This window comes from Proteus sp. G2626 (assembly GCF_009915985.1).
GTDB lineage: Bacteria > Pseudomonadota > Gammaproteobacteria > Enterobacterales > Enterobacteriaceae > Proteus > Proteus vulgaris.
The window spans coordinates 1-22807 of record NZ_JAABNH010000028.1 but is presented as its reverse complement, the minus strand read 5'-3'; the positions used below and the strand labels follow the sequence as shown (position 1 = coordinate 22807).

Here is a 22807-nt window from a genome sequence, read left to right as displayed (position 1 = left end):
CACGTTATGCGTATTCCTCGCATTTATCATCCAAAACCACTCACAGCAGGCATTCAAACAGCATTAGATGAAGAAGCATCTAATCATGTTGGTCGTGTGTTAAGAATGTCTATAGGACAAAAACTGGCACTGTTTGATGGTTCAAATCAAGTGTTTGAAGCTGAAATCATTGAATGCACAAAAAAGTCAGTCACAGTGCAAATAAATGAAGGGATTGTTGATGATAAAGAATCCCCTCTCGACCTCCATCTAGGGCAAGTACTATCACGAGGCGAGAAAATGGAGTTTACTATTCAAAAATCAGTGGAGTTAGGGGTAAATATGATTACGCCACTGATCTCAGAACGCTGTGGTGTTAAACTAGACCCTAGTCGTTTAGAGAAAAAACATCAGCAATGGCAAAAAATTATTATCTCAGCATGTGAGCAGTGTGGTAGAAATACGCTTCCACAATTGATGCCAGTGATGTCATTAGAAAAATGGTGTGCTCAAAATGATGGTAGTTTAAAACTCAATTTGCACCCTAGAGCAAGCCAAAGCATTAATACCTTACCCTTACCTGTTAAAAAAGTACGCTTATTGATTGGCCCTGAAGGGGGACTCTCTCCCGAAGAAATCGCCATGACAGCAGAACACCATTTTACTGATATTTTATTAGGTCCTCGTGTATTAAGAACTGAAACAACAGCACTCACCGCAATCACCGCTTTACAGGTTCGGTTCGGCGATCTGGGATAAAGGAGAAGTAATGATTAAATTAGGTATTGTGATGGACCCAATTTCATCCATCAAAATCAAAAAAGATACCAGCTTTGCCATGCTCTTAGAAGCACAGCGCCGTGGTTGGGAAATTCATTATATGGAAATGAACGATCTTTACCTACATCAAGGTGAAGCACGCGCTCACACTCGTATACTCAGCGTTGAAGAAAACCCAGAAAAATGGTTTGAATTTGGCCAAGAGCAAGATATTGCTTTAGGTGACCTTGATACCATTTTAATGCGTAAAGATCCGCCTTTTGATACCGAGTTTATTTACGCAACCTATATTTTAGAACGCGCAGAAGATATGGGAACACTCATTGTTAATAAACCCCAAAGCTTGCGTGACTGTAATGAAAAACTCTTTACAGCATGGTTTCCAACATTAACACCAGACACTTTAGTGACTCGTGAAGCTAAGCATTTACGAGCTTTTCATGAAAAACACGGTGATGTCATTTTCAAACCATTAGATGGTATGGGTGGCGCATCTATTTTTCGTTTGAAAAAAGACGATCCTAACGTGGGTGTCATTATCGAAACACTCACAGAGCATGGTCATCGTTTCTGCATGGCGCAAAACTTCTTACCTGAAATTGTCGATGGTGATAAACGTATTCTTGTTGTAGATGGCGAACCTGTTCCTTATTGCTTAGCGCGTATTCCTGCAAAAGGGGAAACTCGTGGTAACTTAGCGGCTGGTGGTCGTGGTGAAGCTCGTCCATTAACAGAGAGTGATTGGGCAATTGCGCGTCAAGTCGCCCCTATACTGAAACAAAAAGGGCTTATTTTTGTTGGCTTAGATATTATTGGCGATCGTTTAACTGAGATTAACGTCACTAGCCCAACTTGTGCGCGTGAAATCGAAGCGGCTTATCCTGATGTATCAGTTACTGGCATGTTGATGGATGCGATTGAAGTACGCCTAAACAAGAAAAACTAACTTTTAATCCCTCTCGTCAAAGGGTTTAAAAGTCTGAGCCTAGCCCCTACATATCAATAAGTGGTATACATTAAGAAGCACAATGTATAAAAGGGCTAGGTTTTTTACTAAAAATGATCAGGGAACAGTATTACTATTATGAATTTACTTAACCATTTTCTTATTGCTATGCCTTCATTGAACGATCCGTTATTTGAGCGTTCGGTCGTCTATGTTTGCGAACATAATGAAAACGGTGCGATGGGCTTAATTATTAATAAACCTATCGAAGATATCTCAGTAGAAGGCGTATTAGATCAACTGGATATTTTTTCAACGGATAGAGATGAAGCGATTAGTTTACAAAAACCGGTGATGTCAGGAGGCCCCGTTGCCGAAGAGCATGGTTTTATCTTACATACTCCTGTGTCAGGTTTTAGCTCCAGTATAAAAATCAGTGATAGCACCATGATCACAACATCCAAAGATGTATTAGAAACCTTAGGCACTGCAAGACAGCCCGAAAAAACATTGGTCTCTTTAGGTTATTCCAGTTGGGAGCAAGGCCAATTAGAAAAAGAAATTTTAGAAAATAGTTGGCTCACAGTTGAAGCATCGCCTCAAATTATTTTTGATACTCCTATTGCTGAACGTTGGCATAAAGCTGCTGAATTAATTGGGATTAATATCCACACTATTTCACCTATAGCAGGTCACGCCTAATGTCAAACAGAACAGTAATGGGCTTTGATTTCGGCACTAAAAGTATTGGCGTTGCTATTGGTCAAGAAATCACTGGAACCGCAAGGCCTTTAGCTTCATTTAAAGCCAAAGACGGCATTCCTGATTGGTCTCAAATCGAAAAAATTATAAAAGAGTGGCAACCTGATTTAGTCATTGTAGGTCTACCTCTTAATATGGATGGCACAGAACAATTAGTCACAACACAAGCGAAAAAATTTGCTAATCGCTTACATGGTCGATTTGGGGTGCAAATTGCTTTGCATGATGAACGACTTAGTACCGTTGAAGCTCGCTCTCACCTTTTTGAACGTGGTGGTTACCGTTCTTTGGATAAAGGCAGTGTGGATGCAACATCTGCCGTTATTATTCTTGAAAGTTGGTTTGAACAGCAATGCTAACAAGTGCCAGTAACACCAAACGTTCGCTCTTACTCTTCACTAACTAATCTCGTTGAATCAATCCTTCATGTTGACGTTGTTGGCGACTTAACATGAAGGTTTGCATGCCATGTTCACTCCCCGTTTGCATTAATGTTGTTACTTGATGATATTTCCCTTCTCTAATAAGGTGTGAAATACCCGGAGTAACTTGCATTATTTCGAATAATGCCACTCGCCCACCATCAGTTGACGGCACCAGTTCTTGTGAAATAATTGCTCTTAAACTACATGCTAATTGTGATGAAACCCATTGACGATCATTGCCCGCAAATACGTTAGTGACGCGTTCAAGTGTTTGTTTTGCGCCTTTAGTATGCAAAGTAGCGAGGACTAAATGCCCTGTTTCAGCAGCCGTCAAGGCTAATTTAATACTTTGTGCATCTCTTAACTCACCTAACATAATAACATCTGGATCTTGACGTAAGGCACTCTTTATTGCGCTTACAGTATTTTGAACATCACGTCCAATCTCTCGTTGCTGAACAATACTTTGCTTATTGCTATGTATGAACTCAATGGGATCTTCTAATGTTAAAATATGCTGACGTTGATATTGATTTAAATAATTGATCATCGCGGCTAATGTCGATGATTTACCACTGCCAGTCGCACCAGTCACTAAAATAAGCCCATGTGAATAGTTATCTAATAACGTTGCTATCGATTTAGGTGCTCTAAGTTTATCTAAGGAGGGAATTTGTGTTTCGATTATTCTTAATACCGCAGAAAATCCTTTTTGTTGGCAAAATAAATTCACACGAAGCCGTTGCCCATTCACCAATGTTACAGCTATATCAATTTGCCCTTCATCCTCAAAAATTTGTTTTTGACTATCACTTAAATAAGGTTGTAACCACGTTAATAGAATATCAGAAGTGATAGGTTTACATTGATTTTGTTGATAAAGTACACCATTGATCCGTAATCGTGGTACATCGCCACAACAAAGATGCAGATCAGAGGCGTTATGCTTTACACTATATGCAATTAAATTTTCCATTTTCATCTTATTATCTCCTGAGTTGCCATGAATACTATTAAACAGAATCTCGTCAATGTCAGGTCTCACATTGACACCGCAGCGCAAAAATGCGGCCGTTCTTCAGAAGAAATAACACTGCTTGCAGTGAGTAAAACAAAACCTGCGAGTGACATCGAAAAAGCAATCGCATGTGGACAAACTGAATTTGGCGAAAATTATGTCCAAGAAGGTGTCGACAAAATTAATTATTTTTCTGATAACAACACCTTAGTTTGGCACTTTATCGGCCCTTTACAGTCAAATAAAACACGCCTTGTTGCTGAACATTTTGATTGGTGCCATACCATTGATAGACTAAAAATCGCTCAAAGATTAAGTGATCAACGTCCTGCTTCATTGCCACCATTGAATGTACTTATTCAAATCAATATCAGTGATGAAAACAGCAAATCAGGTATTAATCTGACTGAACTTGATGGACTAGCAGCACAAATTTCTATTCTTTCAGGCATCAAGTTACGTGGATTAATGGCCATTCCTGCACCTGAAAGTCATTATGATAAACAAGTGGAAGTACTAGAAAAAATGCACCTCGCCTTTAAGCAGTTACAATCTCAATATCCCAACATCGATACATTATCTATGGGAATGACAAATGATATGGAGGCGGCTATTGCTTGTGGTTCAACACTTGTTCGTATTGGTACAGCAATTTTTGGTGCAAGAGATTACGCGACTAAGTAAAAATAGAGGTTTATATGGAACATCGTAACATCGCTTTTATTGGTGCTGGAAATATGGCTCAAGCCATTATTGCTGGATTGGTTCAAGGTGGATATCCCGCAAAAAAAATAACCGTCAGTTCACCTTCCGCTATTCGCAGAGAACCTTTAGTAAAAGAGTTTGGTATCCATAGTACTAATGACAATATTAACGCAGTGCAAAAAGCGGATGTCATTATACTAGCTGTAAAACCTCAAATGATGGAAGAAGTTTGTAAGCTCTTACAAAATATCGATATGCGTAAAAAGTTAGTCCTTACTATTGCGGCTGGCATTCCATCAGCCCGTTATAATGACTATTTTGCAACACCATTACAGCTTGTCCGCATTATGCCAAATACACCGGCGCTTGTGGGTAAAGGATTAAGTGGTATGTTTGCACCTCATTCGCTTTCATCTCAAGACAAACAATTTGCTGATGAGTTAATGAAAAGTGTCGGCATAACCGTTTGGGTAGAGCAAGAATCTGCCATCAATGATATTATCGCCGTTGCTGGTAGTGCACCCGCTTATTTCTTCTTGTTTATGGAATCAATGCAACAAGAAGCTGAACGTTTAGGTTTTTCACCTGATGTAGCAAGAGCCATCGTGCAACAAGCGGCAAGTGGCTCTACTGCCTTAGCTGAAAAACAACATATGCTACCTTTCTCAACTTTACGCGAGCAGGTAACATCAAAAGGTGGAACGACAGCGGCTGCGCTTATGCAGTTTTATGAAGGTAAATTACCTGAAAACGTCGCTTCTGCTATGCAAGCTGCGATTAAACGCGCACAAGAAATGGAAAAACAATTTTAATTTCATCAGGGCCAACTAATGAATTTTTTAAATTTCGTCATTCTGACTCTTCTTCAACTCTACACATCCGTGCTTCTATTACGTGTTTGGATGCAATGTGTCAGAGCTGATTTTTATAATCCTTTTTCACAGTTTATCGTCAAAATCACACAGCCCGTTATTCGCCCATTAAGAAGTTTTATTCCTTCTATTGGCCCTATTGATACAGCCTCAGTTTTACTGGCATATGTATTAATTCTATTAGGTATTATTATTCCATCTTACCTATCTGGAACATCAATTCCTTTCTCACTTATGTTTCCGTTTGCCTTTATTGAACTCTTAACAGCTGCGGGAAAAATGATTTTCTGGTTGATTATTATCCGTGCAATCCTTAGCTGGGTAAGTCAAGGCCGTAACCCGATTGATCATCTTTTATTTCAATTAACAGAACCGTTAATGGCACCAATTCGCCGTATTATTCCGGCAATGGGTGGATTAGATTTCTCTGCAATGATTGTTATTCTTGTGCTTTACGCCTTGAATTATCTGCGTGTAGATGTTTTACAATGGTTACTTAGCGTAACACTTTACTAAGGATAACATGCATGCAAAAAGTGGTGCTCGCGACAGGAAACCCGGGAAAGGTCAAAGAGCTAGCCTCTTTGCTTTCTGATTTCGGTTTAGATATTGTTGCTCAAACAGAGCTTGGTGTTGATTCTGTTGAAGAAACAGGCCTAACCTTTGTTGAAAATGCGCTTATTAAAGCGCGCCATGCGGCAAAAGTAACAGGTCTACCTGCCATTGCCGATGACTCGGGTATTTCAGTAAATGCTTTAGGCGGTGCTCCAGGTATTTACTCAGCACGCTATGCAGGGATTGATGCAAGCGATCAGCAAAATCTGGATAAATTGCTTAATGCAATGAAAGATGTACCAACTGAAAAACGCCAAGCACAATTTAACTGTGTATTGGTTTATATGCGCCATGAAAACGATCCAACGCCACTGATTTTCCACGGTATTTGGCACGGTATATTAAGCACCGATATGCACGGCGAAGGTGGATTTGGCTACGATCCTATTTTCTTTGTTCCTGAATTAAATTGTACTGCAGCACAATTAACAAAAGAGCAAAAAAATCAGCATTCGCATCGTGGTAAAGCACTTAAATTAATGTTGGATGCCCTTAAGAATGCTTAAGTTGCCTCCATTAAGTTTGTATATCCATATTCCTTGGTGTGTACAAAAATGCCCTTATTGCGATTTCAACTCACACACACTAAAGGGTGAAGTACCGCACCAGGAATATGTGCAACATTTACTCAATGACTTAGATGCCGATCTTATTCACGTTGGCTCCCGTAAAGTTCAAACCATATTTATTGGAGGCGGTACACCTAGCTTATTAAGTGCTGAGTCAATGGCTGATTTACTCTATGGTGTTAAAGAGCGTATTGCTGTTAGCCCGACTGCAGAAATTACCATGGAAGCAAATCCAGGAACCGTAGAAGCTGAACGCTTTGCCGGATTCCAACGTGCGGGTGTAAATCGTATTTCTATTGGTGTGCAAAGTTTTGGTGATGATAAACTGATCCGTTTGGGGCGCATTCATGATGCGGATGAAGCTAAAAACGCGGCTCGTTTAGCCAAAGAATTAGGGCTACGTAGCTTTAATTTAGATTTAATGCATGGATTACCAGACCAATCATTATCTCAAGCGCTTTCGGATTTACAGCAAGCAATAGAGTTATCCCCACCACATTTGTCTTGGTATCAATTAACCATTGAACCCAATACACAATTTGGCTCTCGTCCGCCTAAATTACCTGATGACGATATGCTGTGGGATATTTTCTCAGAAGGTGACAAATTATTGACAGCCGCAGGTTATCAACAATATGAAACATCAGCATATTGCAAACCGGGCTTTCAATGTGAGCACAACTTAAATTATTGGCGTTTCGGGGATTATTTAGGTATCGGTTGTGGTGCTCATGGAAAAATAAGCTTTGAAGATGGTCGCATAATGCGAACAGTAAAAACCAAGCATCCTAAAGGTTTTATGGAGGGCCGTTATCTCGATCAGCAACATTTTGTTGATAATGATGACCGTCCATTTGAATTTTTTATGAACCGTTTTCGTCTATTAGAAGCATTTCCAAGACAAGATTTCAGCGATTATACGGGACTTTCCGAAGAAGTTATTCGCCATCAAATAGATGAAGCTTTGGCTTTAGATTATATCAGTGAATCAGACACTCACTGGCAAATTACACCTCATGGCAAGCTGTTCCTCAATTCATTGCTTGAGTTATTTCTTTAATATTGCTGATTTCAAATAGCTAGCTTAAAAAAATGCCCATACTGATTATTCACAGTTGGGCATTTTTCTTTATTGCAAACCTTAAAACACCATAAAAATCTTAAGGTTAAGCCAATTAAAGTGCATTTTCTACCGCTTCAATTTGTTTAGTTAAGCTGTCTAAACCACCACCAGAAAGATACCAAAGATCAGCTTGTAGATAAACAATACCACTATTTTTATAGGCTGATGTTGATTTTATAGCACCATCTTCAAACGCTGTTTTTTCTAATTTACCCGCACCAATGGCCTCACTGCGATCAATAATAAAAATAACATCTGGGTTAGCTTGAACAATCATTTCTGATGTAACTACACGACGCTTGCCTTTCTCTTCTTCAGCAACAGGCGGTAATTCAGCTCTTTTAGCTTTAACAATATCATAAACAACACTTTGATTATTAGGCATTAAATTGCCAGCGTTATGTAATAGTACTAAAACTTTTTTGTCAGATCCTGCTGCTTTTTTCTGGGCTTGCTCAATAACAGTATTTAATTTAGCAATTTGCTCTTGAGTCACTTGCTGTTTATCAAATAATTCACCTAATAATTTAATATTTGACTCAACTGAATTGAGATAATTTGCACTGTTAGTACCTAAATTAACGGTTGGTGCAATTTTCGCTAAAGCATCATATGAGGCACCTTGGCGACCTGTAATAATAATTAAATCAGGTTTAATTTCGGCTAATTTTTCTAAGTCAGGCGCTTTCATGCCACCAACATTAGCCACGTTACTTGCAATACTTCCTTTAATATAGGCAGGCGCATTACCTAACGGTAGCCCAACCACTTTATCGGCTAAACCTAACTGAACTAAAGAATCATAAAGACCAAAATCAAATAGAACCACTTTTGAAGGGTTCTTAGTGACCGACGTTTCACCTAATAGGTGTTTAATCACCATCTTGTCATTGTGCTGGCTAATAACTTGGTTAGGTTGGTATTCGATTGGCGTTTTGCTTAACGCAGAGAAACTGGTTACAGAAAGGATAGATGCGATAACTAAAGGAAGGATCTTCTTCATTAATTTTGCCCTGTTTAAGTGGAATACTCAAACAGGGCATTCTAAACAGCTCATCTCATAAGTCAATTGAATAAGAATGATTTTCATTATTGTTTTCAATTGTTGTGAGCTAGCAATTTATATACTCTAAATAATTCAAGATATCGCTTGAAGCATGAGGAGTATCATTATTTTTTTAGAGAATTAACAAGCTCCACCCGTTGGCTTTCCATCTGGGTTATTTTGCTGCAAGCTTGCTGACCAAATTGAGTAAATGCAGCTTCTTGCTGTTTCCACTCCTGATCTATAATTTTTTGAAAACCATCTAAGTTTCCTAATAATCCACCTAAGGCTTTTTTACTGTCACCACCCGCGGCAGCTAATAACTGTTTTTTCCCCAACTCATTAATGCTGTCTTGCAACATACCACCTAGGCTACTTTCTACGATTTCACGGCCTTTGGCTTCAACGTCTTTAATGGCTTGAGAATGGAATGTAATGTTATTCGGTTCTATGCTGACCACTCTATCCATTTGTTGATTAAGATCTTTCTCTAATCGACTTAATCTATTGAGAATATTACTTTCTTTACCAAAAGCTTCAATTACCACTTTATCGAGCACCTTGCGAGAATCTTGCAGTTTTACCCCTGTTTCAGTTCTTAACCAAGGTACATCTCGTCTAACTGTGGCTTGATACTTCTTTGCTAACGCTTGTTGTTGCGGCGTCAATGTGGCGCTTTTTTCATTTTGGAATAATGTGCCATCGGGATAAATGACCATTAAACCCTGTGAGCCAGCAACTTCAACAAACTCAGGAGTAATACGTAAATCATCTTTTGGCATTACAGCGCAATCAAAACTGGGGGATGCATTGGCAAAGCCAGCAACAAAAAACAGTGCTACAGCAATATTTCTTAAATTCATAACAACTCTCCTGAAAACATGGCTAAAAAATCGAGCGCCCTACTTTGTTTGCTAATAATTCAAGTGCTGCACAACCTGCTAATGAATTACCTGATTTATCCAGCTCTGGTGACCAAACAGCAACAGTAAAAGCATCAGGGACAACAGCAATAATACCACCACCCACACCAGACTTTCCTGGAATGCCAATACGAAATGCAAATTCACCGGCACCATCATACATACCACAGGTTAACATTAACGCATTTATTTGGCGGGTTTGTCTTGGCGTAATAATCTGATTTTTATTCCCAACACTTATACCTTGATTGGCTAAATAACTAAAACATCGAACTAATTCAGTACAGCTCATTTCTATTGAACAATAATGAAAATAGGTTTCCAGTACCGTGATAACATCATTTTCAAAATTATCAAAAGATTTCATTAAATACGCGATTGACGCATTTCTGCTGAGATGTTCCATCTCTGATTTAGCCACAACTGCGTTATAACAAATATCAGGAGCATCCGTTAGAAAGCGAATCACTTCTAGCATTCTTTGCTTTGGTGCACTTAATCGAGACTGCAACATATCGGTGATAACAATAGCACCCGCATTAATAAAAGGGTTTCGCGGTATCCCTTTTTCCATCTCTAACTGTATTAAAGAATTAAAAGGCAAACCTGAAGGTTCTTTTCCTACACGTTGCCAAATTTCATCTTCTTCATAACGAGTTAAAGCGAGTGTCAAACTCAGTACTTTAGAAATAGACTGAATAGAAAAACGCTTGTCAGCCATACCCGATTGATAAAGCTCACCATCCACCGTATAAACAGCTATAGCCAACTGTTCTGAAGACACTTGAGCTAACGCGGGAATATAATCCGCGACTTTTCCTTGTCCTATTAATGGACGAATTTGTTGCAAAATATCTGACAGTAATGTGTTAGATAACGTTGTAATCACAGTCCCTTCCCCAGACAGACAAGGGCATCCTTTTGGATGCCCTTGTTATTATTTGCTAAATGTATAACTTTCTATCAGTCCCACCAAACATCAAATAGCTCAGAGGTCTGTACATCTTGCATTTTATTCTCTTTTAGGAAGTTTTCGACTAATTGGCGATGTTCTTCTGTACATTTACCAATTTGTTGTAAGCAAATTAGGCCTTCCCAGCTCAGGTAACCACTTGCATCAAATGCCAGCCCGTTTGGCTCAATAACTTTGAGGATCAGTTCATCAACAAAGCGATCCACTTCCTCAATTGGGGTATTTTCTGGGAAAGTCCATTTAACTGAAAAACCTAATTCCTGAAATTCATCGATACGCATTTTTTTGCGTAAACGGCGACTACGTTGTTTAGCCATTATTTTACCCTCTTAAACATAAGATCCCATACATCATGCCCCAAACGATGACCGCGTTTTTCAAACTTAGTCACGGGGCGTGTTTCTGGTCGTGGTACATAATCCTGAGTTTCTGACAAATTCTGATAACCTTCAACACTTGTCATCACTTCAAGCATATGTTCTGCATATGGTTCCCAATCTGTTGCCATATGAAAAACACCATCTAACGTTAATTTTTTTAAAATTAATTCTGCAAAAGGCACTTGAACAATGCGACGTTTATTATGACGCGCTTTGTGCCATGGATCAGGGAAGAATAACTGAACCATTTTTAAGCTATTATCTGGGATCATATGATTGAGCACTTCGATCGCGTCGTGACACATCACTCTCAGATTACTTAATTGTTCTTCTTCAGCACTCGCAAGACAAGCACCCACACCTGGTGCGTGTACTTCAATACCGAAATAATTATTTTCTGGTGTATTTTTTGCCATAGTCACGAGCGATGCGCCCATACCGAAGCCAATTTCCAAAATAACAGGTGCTTCGCGTCCAAAAACCTGACTGAAGTCGATGGGTTCCGGTTGATATTCAATGCCAAAAATAGGCCACTGTATTTCTAATGCTTGTTCTTGACGAGGAGTTAAACGGCCTTGCCTACGAACAAAACTACGAACACGCCGTAAAGCACGCCCTTCTTCATTGAATTCCGGAGAAATTACATTCTTGATCATGTCTAATACTGTCAGTCGTTAGGCCAATTATTTACTTAAAATCGTTATAATGTCGCTAGGGTATAAACTTAACCGACATTATCCAAAGATCCCTAAGTTTAGCAAGAGTCACACATAGAAGCATCACTCTATAAGATAAATATTAAGAGTGTTTACAGTTTATCCTCTCTGTGGTGCAATCTTACCTTAATCAAAACATGAGTTAATAAAATAAAACATGATGGAAGCACTGCAATTTTCGCAAGCCGTACTCAATTGGTATCACAAATATGGGCGTAAAGCGCTCCCTTGGCAGCAAGAAAAAACGCCCTATCACGTTTGGTTATCAGAGGTTATGTTGCAACAAACCCAAGTGGCGACAGTTATTCCTTATTTTGAACGTTTTATTGCACGTTTTCCGGATGTCACTGCATTGGCTAAAGCACCATTAGATGAAGTACTTCATCTTTGGACCGGCCTTGGGTATTACGCAAGAGCCAGAAACTTACATAAAGCAGCACAACACATTGTAGATAAACATCAAGGACAGTTTCCTGATACCTTTGAGCACGTTTGTGCTTTACCTGGCGTTGGACGTTCGACAGCAGGTGCTATTTTATCATTATCACTAAAGCAACCTTTTCCTATTCTTGATGGTAATGTGAAACGGGTTTTAGCACGCTGTTATGCAATCGAAGGTTGGCCTGGTAAAAAAGAAGTTGAAAATAAATTGTGGGAAATAAGTGAAAACGTTACCCCTATTGAAGGCGTAGAGTATTTCAATCAAGCGATGATGGATTTAGGTGCAATGGTTTGTACAAGAAGTAAACCTAAATGCGAGTTATGCCCATTAAATAAGGGTTGTATTGCTTATGCTCAAAACAATTGGGCGGATTATCCTGGGAAAAAACCGAAAAAAGTCATCCCTGAGAAAACAACTTATTTTCTTATTTTACAGTATGATAATCTTGTTTGGTTGGATAAAAGACCTCCAGCAGGAATATGGGGTGGGCTATTTTCCTTCCCTCAGTTTGAAACAAAAGCACTTTTAGAACAGTGGATAACTGAGCATGGACTTGAGAATAATAAATCAGAACAATTGATTTCATTTCGACATACCTTTAGCCACTTTCATTTAGATATTGTGCCAATTTGCGTAAAACTCTCAACGTTTACTTCTATGATGGAGGCGCAAAAAGGACTTTGGTATAACTTACAGACTCCTGCAACCGTAGGGTTGGCAGCACCTGTAGAGAATTTACTTAGACAATTAGCCTAAGCTAATCCCTGCGATATTGAGGATTTATTATGAGCAGAACTATTTTTTGTACTTTCCTAAACAAAGAAGCTGATGGACTTGATTTTCAGTTGTACCCAGGAGAAATTGGAAAGCGCATTTTCAATGAGATCTCTAAAGAAGCATGGGCTCAATGGATGGCAAAACAGACCATGCTTATCAATGAAAAAAAACTTAACACCATGAATCCTGATGATCGCAAACTCTTAGAACAAGAAATGGTGCGATTTTTATTCGAAGGCCATGATGTTCATATTGACGGCTATACTCCACCTGAAAAATAATATTCATATTTCCAGAGCCTTTTAGGCTCTGGTATTTTATTCACCATAGCGATGCAATTGACCATGAAAAAAATCCTTCTCTTGCTGATTATCGCCCCTCTACTCATTTCTTGTAGTAGCAAACCACCGAAAACATTTGAGCCTGATTACGCAAAGGATACCAATGCGTTCGATATTCTTATGGGGCAATTTGCCAATAATATCGAAATGATTTGGGGTATGAAGGAAGTATTAATCGCAGGCCCTAAAGACTACGTAAAATATACTGATGCTTATAAAACACGTAGCCATATTAATTTTGAAGCTGGTACGATCACGATAGAAACTTTAGGTGATGATGCACCTCAATTTCAATTGCATAAGGCAATAGTCACAACGTTATTGATGGGCGAAGATCCAGGCTCTATCGACCTCTATTCTGACGTCAATAATATCCCTCACAGCACAGAACCTTTTTTATTAGGACAAGTACTCGATAACACAGGGCAACCAATACGTTGGGAATGGCGAGCCAATAAATTTGCAGATTATCTGATCGCCAATAAATTACAAAAACGTCAATCTGGTATGAATACGATTTGGTATGTCACCCTTAATCTTGTTCCTAATCATCTTGATAAACGTGCTCATAAGTATTTACCATTAGTTCAACAAGCAGCAGCTAAATATGGTGTTGAACCTTCACTGATTTTGGCAATTATGCAAATTGAATCAAGTTTCAACCCATATGCGGTGAGTAGTTCTGATGCACTTGGTTTAATGCAGATTATGCCAGCAACAGCAGGGCGTGATGTTTTCCGGATGCAAGGCAAGTCAGGGCAACCAAGCCGTGGTTACTTGTTTGATCCTGCTAATAATATTGATGCAGGAGCGGCTTATATCTCAATACTGCAAAACAGTTACCTTGGAGATATCAAAGATCCTGTTTCTCGCCGTTACGCCGTTATACAGGCTTACAACGGTGGTGCTGGTAGTGTGTTACGAATATTTCATAATGATAAGAAAAAAGCGGCTGCAATGATTAACGATTTAGAACCCGCGCAAGTGTATACCACATTACGTAATAAGCACCCTGCCGACCAATCTCGTCGTTATCTTGAGAAGGTCAGCACAGCTCAACGCAACTATCGCTAATTGTAACTTAACTTAACAACAAGGCTTATCCAACATTATTGGGTAAGCTTTGTTGTTATTGAGCCTCTGATTGAAACTTTATAAATTGCTTTATCATCATGTATTTTGATTATCGCAAAATACATGATGATTTATTTTTACTCTTTTTCCATAGTAAGTAGTGTTTTATTAACCAATAAGTTTAAAAAAACAGCAATCAAACGGTTTTGTGATAAATAACGTTGACGAGCAAAGCGATATCAGGTTTAATACGCCCCGTTGCCCGAATAGCTCAGTCGGTAGAGCAGGGGATTGAAAATCCCCGTGTCCTTGGTTCGATTCCGAGTTCGGGCACCATCTTTAGAAAAACCAGCCTTATGGCTGGTTTTTTGCTTTCTAGGTTTATAAATTTTCAATATTAAAACTAATACCGACTCGTTTAAACATGAAAATTTCCTTTGTTGTCTTATTACTTTCCTTATTTTCTTAATAAGATAATTTCTATTACAGCCTTATTATATTAATAAGGCTGTAATGTATTAGAATAGTGTTATCTTTCTTGCATAGCCTGCTTCATTCTTGTAATTGGCTTAATCAAATATTGAAACACCGTTTTCTCACCCGTCTTAATATCCACACCAGCAATCATCCCGGGAATAACGGGTAATTCCTTTCCATTTTTATCAGTAAGATGGCTGTTCTGCGTTGTGACTAATACGCGATAAAAAGCTTCATCCTGATTAAGTTTTAAATCACTGGGTCTCTTTTGATCATGTAATGTATCTGGACTGACTAAAGTCACAGTACCTTCCAATCCACCATAAATAGCGTAATCATAAGCGGTCAGTTTGACTAAGGCCGGCATTCCTGTACGAACATATGCAACATCTCTTGGGTTGATATAAGCTTCAACTAATAATTGGTCTTCCAATGGAACAATTTCCATAATATCTTGACCAGCTGAAATTACTCCACCAACAGTATTAATACGTATATTTTTAACAATTCCTCTTAATGGTGCCCGTATTAATGCTCGTTCTACTGGATCCGCACGCCCAGCCATATTTTCCCTTGCCTGAGCTAATTCTGCTTCTGTTTTAACTAATTCCGCACTTGCTTCCGTTAAATATTTATTTTTCTTTTCATTTATCTGTGACTGAATATCGGCTGACTGACGTTCTATTCGCAATAACTCCACAGCAGACATAGCGCCTTGTGCAACAATAGGTTTTGTTATTGCTATTTCTCTGTCTAATAAGGCTTTGCTTTTTTGTAAATTATTTACCCCTGATTCGAGCGCCTCTTTACGTATATTGTATACTGTTGTTTCTCGTGCCACTAAATCAGTAGCTAACCCCTCTGGAAATTTAAGTTCAGTAGAATAGGCCTCCGCTTTCAGTCTTGCTCGAATCGCTTCAAGATTATCAACTTTTGCTTCACTTTCCCTCAAAATGGCTGATGAGCGAGTATCATCCAGCGTTAACAAAACTTGCCCTTTTTCAACAATATCCCCCTCCTTGACTTCCATGCTTTTTAATATACCAGCATCCAGTGTTTGAATTATCTGTTCACGGCTACTCGGAATAATACTGCCCTGCCCCCGAGTCACTTCTTCGAGACTACTATTCCATGCCCAAATAACAAAAATAACTACAAAGATCAGTAACATTGTGATCATCATAAAACTTTTATGATGTTTTTCATTCTGAAGCGCCGCATGTAAGTCATTTAAAAGTGCTAAGTCTTTATTAGAAAAGACTTCTTTAGAATGACTTGAAGGCGTCACTTGTTTTTTATTTAATTCTTCCATTTCAACGTTCTCAATCTTACTTATCTATTTGGGCATTTGAGTGAACAGTTATTTGTTTTTGTTTTTCTTTTTCATTTTTGGCTAACTGCTGTAAAACCGCATCTCTAGGCCCATCCATCACAACTTTACCGTTATCTACAACAATTATTCGGTTGACGATACTGAGTACCTGAGGCCGATGCGTAACGACTAATAATGTTCTTGTGCGACACCATGCTGAAATAGCATTTAATGCCTGGATTTCTGAATATTGGTCAAGTCCCGTTGTTGGTTCATCCAGTAAGACAACTTTAGGATTTCTCATCGTCATTCTAGCCAAGGCGACAATTTGTTTTTGCCCGCCGGAAAGACCTAACCCATTCTCTCCCAAGGGCATATCTAACCCTCTCGGGTGTTTTCTAATGACTTTATCTAAACCAAATCGCTTTAAAGCCATGATTAAGTCTTGATCACTAGAAAAACCATCCATACGGGCTAAATCAAGATTCTCTCTTAAACTACCCAAAAACAGCCTTGGCTCCTGCTCTAATAACAAAACCTGATTACGTAAATAATGAGGGTCTATTTGGCGAATATCGACATCATCCAGAGTGATACTTCCTTGTTCCGCCGGATATAACCCAGTAGCTAATTTTAAGGTCGTTGATTTACCACTACCAATACGTCCGAGTATGCCAACTTTTTCACCAGGTTTTATTTCAAATGATAAATTTTTGACCACACTGCTATTATCTTGATTATAAGCAAATGAAACATTATGGAATTTTATATTTCCATTAATTTGTTTCAGCGTAATGTATTTTCTTTCCGGTTCACGCTCTGAAGGTCGTTCAACAATGTCATTTACGCCTTTTAAGGCGACCCAAGCCTGTTGAAAGCGCACAGCTAAGCCCGCAATTTGTCCTAATGGTGATAAGGCTCTGCCTGATAAAATAACCGTTGCGATTAATGCTCCCATCGTAATTTTATTTGCAGGGTCGTCACTATGAATTAAATAAGTACCTATAATTACTAAAAATATCGTATTCAATTGTTGCATCATAACTGCAAAATAAATGACAAAATTACTGATATTTTTAACTTTCATTGATGAAGATGCTGTTTTTGCGGTGTAATAGTCCCAACGCTTTTGCGCCCAATTCATGGCATTATTCGTTTTTAATGTTTCTATTCCCTCAATAGCTTCTACCGCTAATCCCTGCCTTTGAGATGATTCCTTCATCGATTCATTAATATATTTAGATAAAGGGATTTGAGCTAAAAATCCGACAACAATAACTAGTGGAATTATCGTCAGTGGTACAAAAGCTAAACTACCACCAACAACTGCAATTACAGATACAAATAAAATTAAAAAAGGCATATCAACTAATGTTAATAAACTCGCACTCGTCATAAAGTCACGAACAGATTCAAAATCTCGCAAATTATTAACATAAGAACCTGATGATTGAGGACGTTCTTTCAACTTAAGGTTAGTCACTTTTCTAAATAAAGCAGAACTGATAATTAAGTCTGCTTTTTTGCCTGCAATATCAGTTAACCGCCCTCGGATCATTTTTGCTGTAAATTCAAATAATATCGCAATAATAACCCCTATACTTAAAACCCAAAGCGTTTCATAAGATTTATTTGGTATAACTCTGTCATAAACATTCATGACATATAATGAACTAACAAGTGCTAGAAAATTAATAACGAATGTAGCGAGAATAATTTGATAATAATATTTTTTAAAGCGCCATATCACTTTAAAAAACCATGCTTTAGGCATTGTATATTCAGGCAACTCTGAACGAACATCAACTATAGTACGAGGTTTAATAAACCAGCAATAACCTAAATACTTTTCACTTAATTCAAGTTGAGTAAACCATACAGATAAACCATCAACTTGTTGAATCTTATATTTTCGCTGTCCGGCTTCATCAAATGAAATTTCAGTTAAAACAGCACTCTCTTCATTTTTTAATAATAACAACACTGGCATCGCCAAAGAGGGAATATCATCCAACAAACGTTGTGATAATGTGTTTTCAAATCCTTCACTCTTCAGGTACTCAATCAGCGATGAAAAATCAATTCCCATCTTTGCGGTACGGATTGTATGCGCAGTCAGTGTAGCCACAGATAAGTGTGTACCTAATAACTGAGTTGTAAGAGAAAGACCTTCTATGATCAATTTCATAACTACAATATTTACCTTAGCTTATTAGTGTGTGAGTGAGTTAAGCGCCCAGTGAGAAAGCGTTCCTTGTGCATACAAATAATCAAGCATCCCTTGTCTGAGATCATTCAATGTCGTGGCATAAGATAATTCAACATCTGATAATTCTTTTTCTGCATTCAAAACATCTAACAAAGAACGGCGTGCAACATTAAATTGCAGTTGATAAAAATCAACGACTTTTGTCGATGACAAAATTTGCGCATCTAATATCTTTAATTTTTGGGTACTTTTTTGAATATTAATAACCGACAAGCGCCTTGCTTCTTCAATGTCTCTAATAACCCGATCCATTCTCTGCTGAGCTGCATTTAACTGACTTACTTTTTCATCCACAGAATAGAGTGATGAGAAGTTAATAATATCCCATGTCACATCAATACCTATTTGACGATCATCTTTAGTTATATTTCCAGTTAAATTAACTCTTGGTAGTTGTTTTTTATTTTCAACTTTAACGCCCATTTTTTTAGCATCGATATCAGCCTGACTGACAAGATAGGCTGGATTTTTATTATTATTTTCTGCAGTAAACTCCCGATACATATCACTAACCGTCATTCCTTCAAAAGGATTGACAAGATCACTTTCGCCAACAGGAAATCCTGTATATTTTGATAACGTACTTAATGTTGTCATTAATTCTTTTTCATAATGATTAATATCTTGCTCTACTAATATTTTTCTTGCTTCTGCCTGAACATATTCAGAAATACGCCCTTCATCATTACGGGCGATCACATTTAATTCAGCTATAATTTTATTATGTCTATCTAAACTTCTTTTCTTTACCGTAATAGATTCTTTGGCTAGCAATGCTTTTAAATAGAGATTAGATATAGTATAAGCAATATTTTCTTTAGTTTCGCTGTATTTAAATTGATAATAAAGCTGTTCTTTTTCATTACGTTCAACATCACTTTCTATTCCACCAAAAGAATAGAGATTTAATTCACCGTGAAGTCCGGGAATAAAATTATTATCATCATAATCACGGCTATCACGATGATATTGACCTAATAATTTATTTCCAGTCACACTTAATATAGGAAAGTGCTGAGCTTGAGCCTGATTAACACGAGCAACAGCTATATCTACATCAGCCTTAGCTTCTAATAACTCTGGTGCATTATTTAATGAATTATTTAATATATATTTCAAAGAATTTGCATGTGAATTAAAAAATACGCCTCCAAAAATAATAATTGTTATTATTTTGAGTTTATTTATAGAAAACACAGATATTACCTCTAATAAGCAAGCGCAATCTAAATATAAAAAATTTATGATTGGATAATAAGGCTACCCGAATGGGTAGCCTTAGATTTAATTAAAACTGATAATTAAAAAACGCCTCCGTTATCGATAATATTATTATCAATATAGACATTTGCCCCACTTACACTGCTGTAAAGCGTATAAGTATGCTCAGTTCCATCTAATGCGGTTGCTTTAACTGTTGTCGCCGTTGCAGTGAATGTTCCTAAACTTCCTGCACCATCAGCACCCAAATCAACTTTATCATTAGCATCACCGGAAATATAAATGGTTGAATTTGTATTCATACCCAATACATCCGATGCTGTTAATTTGACTAATTGAGATTCATTACTAGCCTTCAGATCAGAACCAACAGTCATATCCACTTTTTCAAAGCCAGTAATACCTTCATTTTTACTGGATGCTAGATTGACGGAGATTGTTCCTGTCAGAACCAAGGTATCGCTACCTTCTCCGCCTTTAATATAACCTTGATTACCAGAGGAGGTAGAATCATAGTCTTTTGTCAGAACAACAGTGTCATCCCCAGCACCAGCATCAATGATCAGATTTTTAGCAATTGTGCCTAATTTAAAAGTGTCATTTCCGTCTTCACCATTGACTATGGTGTTATAAACAGAATCCCCCATTACGCCAGAAGTGGTATCAAATACATCATCGCCTGCTCCCAGTGAAATAGTTGTGTTATATGCACCATCAAGGACAGTAACAGTATCATTGCCGTCACCCATAGAGACCGTATTACCACCATAAATCCATCCGGCTGTTAAGGTATCCGCATTGTCGCCGACAGAAATATTACCAGTCAGGTTTTTAGTTACCGTAATATTATCACTACCGTATCCACCTAAAATTTCACCGGATACAGAGCCATAAATAGTGACAGTATTAACATCTGTGGTCGCGTCAATATTATTATCATTACCCAGGCTTAAATTACTGCCGTCCTGATAAACAGAAAGATACTCTTTTGGCAGATTTGACTTAGCTTGAGTACCGCTACCTAGATCTAATAAACCAGACAATTCAGTATTATTTTCAGTCTTCGCATCTCCCTGAATGTATGTATCGCTACCCGACCCTAAATAAATTTGACCATCATTCGCCAGATTTCCTGTACGTTTAATGGTAACAGTGTCATCACCAGCTTCCATAAAGAGATAACTACCCGCATACATAACACGCATTGCTGTATTCATGCCATCCATAGTAAAGGTATCTTTACCTTCACCAGCATAGACTCGTGTATTCGTTAACATATTGCCACGAATAACCATCAAGTCATCACCCGCGCCTAAATCAACCGTAGTAATACTCGCACTACCGTCTGTTTTAGCCCCGTCAGCACCGTTATCCAGAGAGCTAGCCACGTTACTATATGATGCTGTTTCCATTCCATCCTGGTAATAACCAACATAAAGTGTGTCATTATAGTTGGTGGTTACCATTGGGTCATTTTTGCCACTATTAACACCAATGGTATATCCAAAATCCCCACCTTCTGCCACTGATGACGATAATGAGTATTTTAGTGTGAAATCACCGTCTAAATTACGTAATGAAATTGGGTTACCATCGTAAATAACGCCCGTGGCTGAAGCGCCTGCATTATTTACAGTATCCGTCACCGCTGTAGCGTTATCAGATGTTCCCGTAATGGTTGCAACCACTTTCTCCATACCTTCTGCATTAAATGCATTCTGGTTAGCTTCCATTGTTGGATCAACGATAAATGAAACGCTCTTAGAGCCAGCAGGAATAACAACCGTTACTGTTGAGGCTCCATCATATGTCACTTTGCCTGTATCACCATGTAAGGTTATTTTTCCGTCATGTTGAGAACCAGCCAACGTTGAATAATCTGGCGCACTCGCATAACCCGCACCATTTGTTAAGGAGATTGTTACGGTCACATCCTGTGATGCAACGTGATCCAGAGCAACGGTATACACTAATCCCGTAGTATCATCGTTATCCTCAATGGTTGCTGGAACATCTATAACTTTCCCAGAAACAGAGGCAGCTGCACCAATCTTATCCCCTTTATCATCCGTTGATGTTGTATCGACACTAATACTCACCGTTGGTAACACATCAGTTTTGGATGTCGCAGTTGCTGGATCACTTTCATTACCGCTAGGATCTTTAGCAACAGCGGTGACTTCACTGTTATCTTTTACATTATCATACGGAATTGTGGTGCTATCGCCATTACTGTCAGGGATCAAATTAGGATCACTGGATGTCCAGCCATTATCCCCTTTCTCCATTGTTACAGTCTGTTTGTCACCGTTTTCATCTTCAAAAGTAATTTCAACAGTATCCCCTTTATTCGCATCTTTCGGCAGTTCGACGGAAACAGAGCCATTATCTTCCGCATTTAATACCGGTGCCGATGGTGCAACTGTGTCTACCATAAAGTCTGCTGGTTTACCTTCACCACTGGTGTTACCCGCAGGATCAGTAATTTCAGCTTTAACAGAATAATGACCATCTGGTGTAACTTTATCTGCTGGGATAGTTATATCCGCTTTACCTGCTTTCACTTCATCTGCAGTCAGTGTGTGCTCAACTGTTTCTGTCTTACCATCTGGCTTGGTGATAGTCAGTGTCAATGTATCACCTTCAGCACTGCCTCCCGGTACCGTGACTTCAGTTTGTACACCGTCTTTTAGCTCTTCGGCATTTACACCGTTAGCTGCTTCTGGAATAGTCACTACGGGTGTTGTATCCACCACACCATCACCGTCGGTATCACCCGGAATTTGGGTATCAACCGTAAAGTCAGTTGGTTGACCTTGGCCACTGGTATTACCCGCAGGATCCTTGATTTCGGCTGTGACGGAATATTTACCATCCGGCGTAACTTTATCTGCTGGGATAGTTACATCCGCTTTACCTACTTTCACTTCATCTGCTGTCAGTGTGTGCTCAACTGTTTCTGTCTTACCATCTGGTTTAGTGATAGTCAGCGTCAATGTATCACCTTCAGCACTACCTCCCGGCACAGTGACTTCAGTTTGTACACCGTCTTTTAGCTCTTCA

At 38.5% G+C, this 22807-nt stretch carries 22 protein-coding genes and 1 tRNA gene; 13 read left to right on the top strand and 10 right to left on the bottom strand.

Features of this window, described 5'->3' with window-relative positions:
• Positions 1-6 precede the first annotated feature (6 nt).
• From rsmE to ruvX, 4 genes are all read left to right on the top strand, one after another.
• Positions 7-738 carry a 16S rRNA (uracil(1498)-N(3))-methyltransferase gene (gene rsmE / locus GWJ05_RS15970; protein ID WP_036932627.1) on the top strand — a complete coding sequence of 244 codons (732 nt, stop codon included), beginning with the start codon at positions 7-9 and terminating at the stop codon, positions 736-738.
• Between the two features lie 10 nt (positions 739-748).
• Positions 749-1705 (top strand): glutathione synthase, encoded by a 957-nt coding sequence (gene gshB, locus GWJ05_RS15965; protein ID WP_036932628.1) that lies wholly within the window; start codon positions 749-751, stop codon positions 1703-1705.
• Between the two features lie 138 nt (positions 1706-1843).
• Entirely contained in the window at positions 1844-2407 is a 564-nt protein-coding gene (locus GWJ05_RS15960) for a YqgE/AlgH family protein (protein ID WP_036932630.1), read from the top strand.
• Positions 2407-2826 (top strand): Holliday junction resolvase RuvX, encoded by a 420-nt coding sequence (gene ruvX / locus GWJ05_RS15955; protein WP_036932632.1) that lies wholly within the window; start codon positions 2407-2409, stop codon positions 2824-2826. Before GWJ05_RS15960 ends, ruvX begins: the two co-directional genes overlap by 1 nt.
• A gap of 43 nt (positions 2827-2869) precedes the next feature.
• Here ruvX and GWJ05_RS15950 read toward each other — a convergent pair whose 3' ends face one another.
• On the bottom strand, positions 2870-3874 hold the full coding sequence (locus GWJ05_RS15950; RefSeq protein ID WP_036932633.1) for a type IV pilus twitching motility protein PilT: 1005 nt from the start codon (positions 3872-3874) through the stop codon (positions 2870-2872).
• Positions 3875-3895: 21 nt separating this feature from the next.
• Here GWJ05_RS15950 and GWJ05_RS15945 point away from each other — a divergent pair, with 21 nt between their 5' ends.
• The 5 genes from GWJ05_RS15945 to hemW are packed head-to-tail and all read left to right on the top strand — an operon-like array spanning position 3896 to position 7731.
• Complete coding sequence (locus GWJ05_RS15945; RefSeq protein WP_087802644.1) at positions 3896-4594, top strand: YggS family pyridoxal phosphate-dependent enzyme; 699 nt, start codon at positions 3896-3898, stop codon at positions 4592-4594.
• A gap of 14 nt (positions 4595-4608) precedes the next feature.
• The gene (proC, locus tag GWJ05_RS15940) at positions 4609-5427 is read left to right on the top strand and encodes a pyrroline-5-carboxylate reductase (RefSeq protein ID WP_036932636.1); all 819 of its coding nucleotides are present in this window, start codon (positions 4609-4611) and stop codon (positions 5425-5427) included.
• A gap of 18 nt (positions 5428-5445) precedes the next feature.
• Entirely contained in the window at positions 5446-6003 is a 558-nt protein-coding gene (locus GWJ05_RS15935) for a YggT family protein (RefSeq protein ID WP_036932637.1), read from the top strand.
• A gap of 11 nt (positions 6004-6014) precedes the next feature.
• Positions 6015-6608, top strand: a complete 594-nt coding sequence (rdgB, locus tag GWJ05_RS15930) for an RdgB/HAM1 family non-canonical purine NTP pyrophosphatase (RefSeq protein WP_036932640.1) — start codon at positions 6015-6017, stop codon at positions 6606-6608.
• A complete protein-coding gene (gene hemW, locus GWJ05_RS15925; protein WP_036932641.1) occupies positions 6601-7731 on the top strand; it encodes a radical SAM family heme chaperone HemW in 1131 nt (376 codons plus the stop codon). Before rdgB ends, hemW begins: the two co-directional genes overlap by 8 nt.
• A gap of 115 nt (positions 7732-7846) precedes the next feature.
• Here hemW and GWJ05_RS15920 read toward each other — a convergent pair whose 3' ends face one another.
• The 5 genes from GWJ05_RS15920 to trmB form a co-directional block, all read right to left on the bottom strand.
• Positions 7847-8797, bottom strand: coding sequence for a siderophore ABC transporter substrate-binding protein (locus GWJ05_RS15920; RefSeq protein WP_036932642.1), 951 nt, complete (start codon positions 8795-8797; stop codon positions 7847-7849).
• 167 nt (positions 8798-8964) lie between these two features.
• On the bottom strand, positions 8965-9702 hold the full coding sequence (locus tag GWJ05_RS15915; RefSeq protein ID WP_036932643.1) for a DUF2884 family protein: 738 nt from the start codon (positions 9700-9702) through the stop codon (positions 8965-8967).
• A gap of 22 nt (positions 9703-9724) precedes the next feature.
• On the bottom strand, positions 9725-10651 hold the full coding sequence (glsB, locus tag GWJ05_RS15910) for a glutaminase B (protein ID WP_036932645.1): 927 nt from the start codon (positions 10649-10651) through the stop codon (positions 9725-9727).
• Between the two features lie 74 nt (positions 10652-10725).
• Positions 10726-11052, bottom strand: a complete 327-nt coding sequence (locus GWJ05_RS15905; RefSeq protein WP_006534836.1) for a YggL family protein — start codon at positions 11050-11052, stop codon at positions 10726-10728.
• Entirely contained in the window at positions 11052-11771 is a 720-nt protein-coding gene (gene trmB, locus GWJ05_RS15900; protein ID WP_161681503.1) for a tRNA (guanosine(46)-N7)-methyltransferase TrmB, read from the bottom strand. Before trmB ends, GWJ05_RS15905 begins: the two co-directional genes overlap by 1 nt.
• 217 nt (positions 11772-11988) lie before the next feature.
• Between trmB and mutY the strand changes: the two genes are divergently transcribed.
• From mutY to GWJ05_RS15880, 4 genes are all read left to right on the top strand, one after another.
• A complete protein-coding gene (gene mutY / locus GWJ05_RS15895; RefSeq protein WP_036932649.1) occupies positions 11989-13029 on the top strand; it encodes an A/G-specific adenine glycosylase in 1041 nt (346 codons plus the stop codon).
• Between the two features lie 29 nt (positions 13030-13058).
• Positions 13059-13331, top strand: coding sequence for an oxidative damage protection protein (locus tag GWJ05_RS15890; RefSeq protein ID WP_006534840.1), 273 nt, complete (start codon positions 13059-13061; stop codon positions 13329-13331).
• A gap of 63 nt (positions 13332-13394) precedes the next feature.
• Positions 13395-14465, top strand: coding sequence for a membrane-bound lytic murein transglycosylase MltC (gene mltC, locus GWJ05_RS15885; protein ID WP_036932651.1), 1071 nt, complete (start codon positions 13395-13397; stop codon positions 14463-14465).
• 260 nt (positions 14466-14725) lie between these two features.
• Positions 14726-14801, top strand: a tRNA-Phe gene (locus GWJ05_RS15880).
• 193 nt (positions 14802-14994) lie between these two features.
• On the opposite strand, the gene GWJ05_RS15875 is transcribed toward GWJ05_RS15880, so the two are convergent.
• From GWJ05_RS15875 to GWJ05_RS15860, 4 genes are all read right to left on the bottom strand, one after another.
• On the bottom strand, positions 14995-16254 hold the full coding sequence (locus GWJ05_RS15875; protein WP_036932653.1) for an HlyD family type I secretion periplasmic adaptor subunit: 1260 nt from the start codon (positions 16252-16254) through the stop codon (positions 14995-14997).
• A 16-nt stretch (positions 16255-16270) separates the two neighbouring features.
• Positions 16271-18442: a type I secretion system permease/ATPase gene (locus GWJ05_RS15870; RefSeq protein ID WP_087802653.1), complete on the bottom strand. Its 2172-nt coding sequence runs from the start codon at positions 18440-18442 to the stop codon at positions 16271-16273.
• A gap of 24 nt (positions 18443-18466) precedes the next feature.
• Positions 18467-19720: a TolC family protein gene (locus tag GWJ05_RS15865; RefSeq protein WP_036932655.1), complete on the bottom strand. Its 1254-nt coding sequence runs from the start codon at positions 19718-19720 to the stop codon at positions 18467-18469.
• A gap of 104 nt (positions 19721-19824) precedes the next feature.
• On the bottom strand, positions 19825-22807 hold a 2983-nt coding region (locus GWJ05_RS15860), incomplete at its 5' end, for a beta strand repeat-containing protein (RefSeq protein ID WP_237585142.1).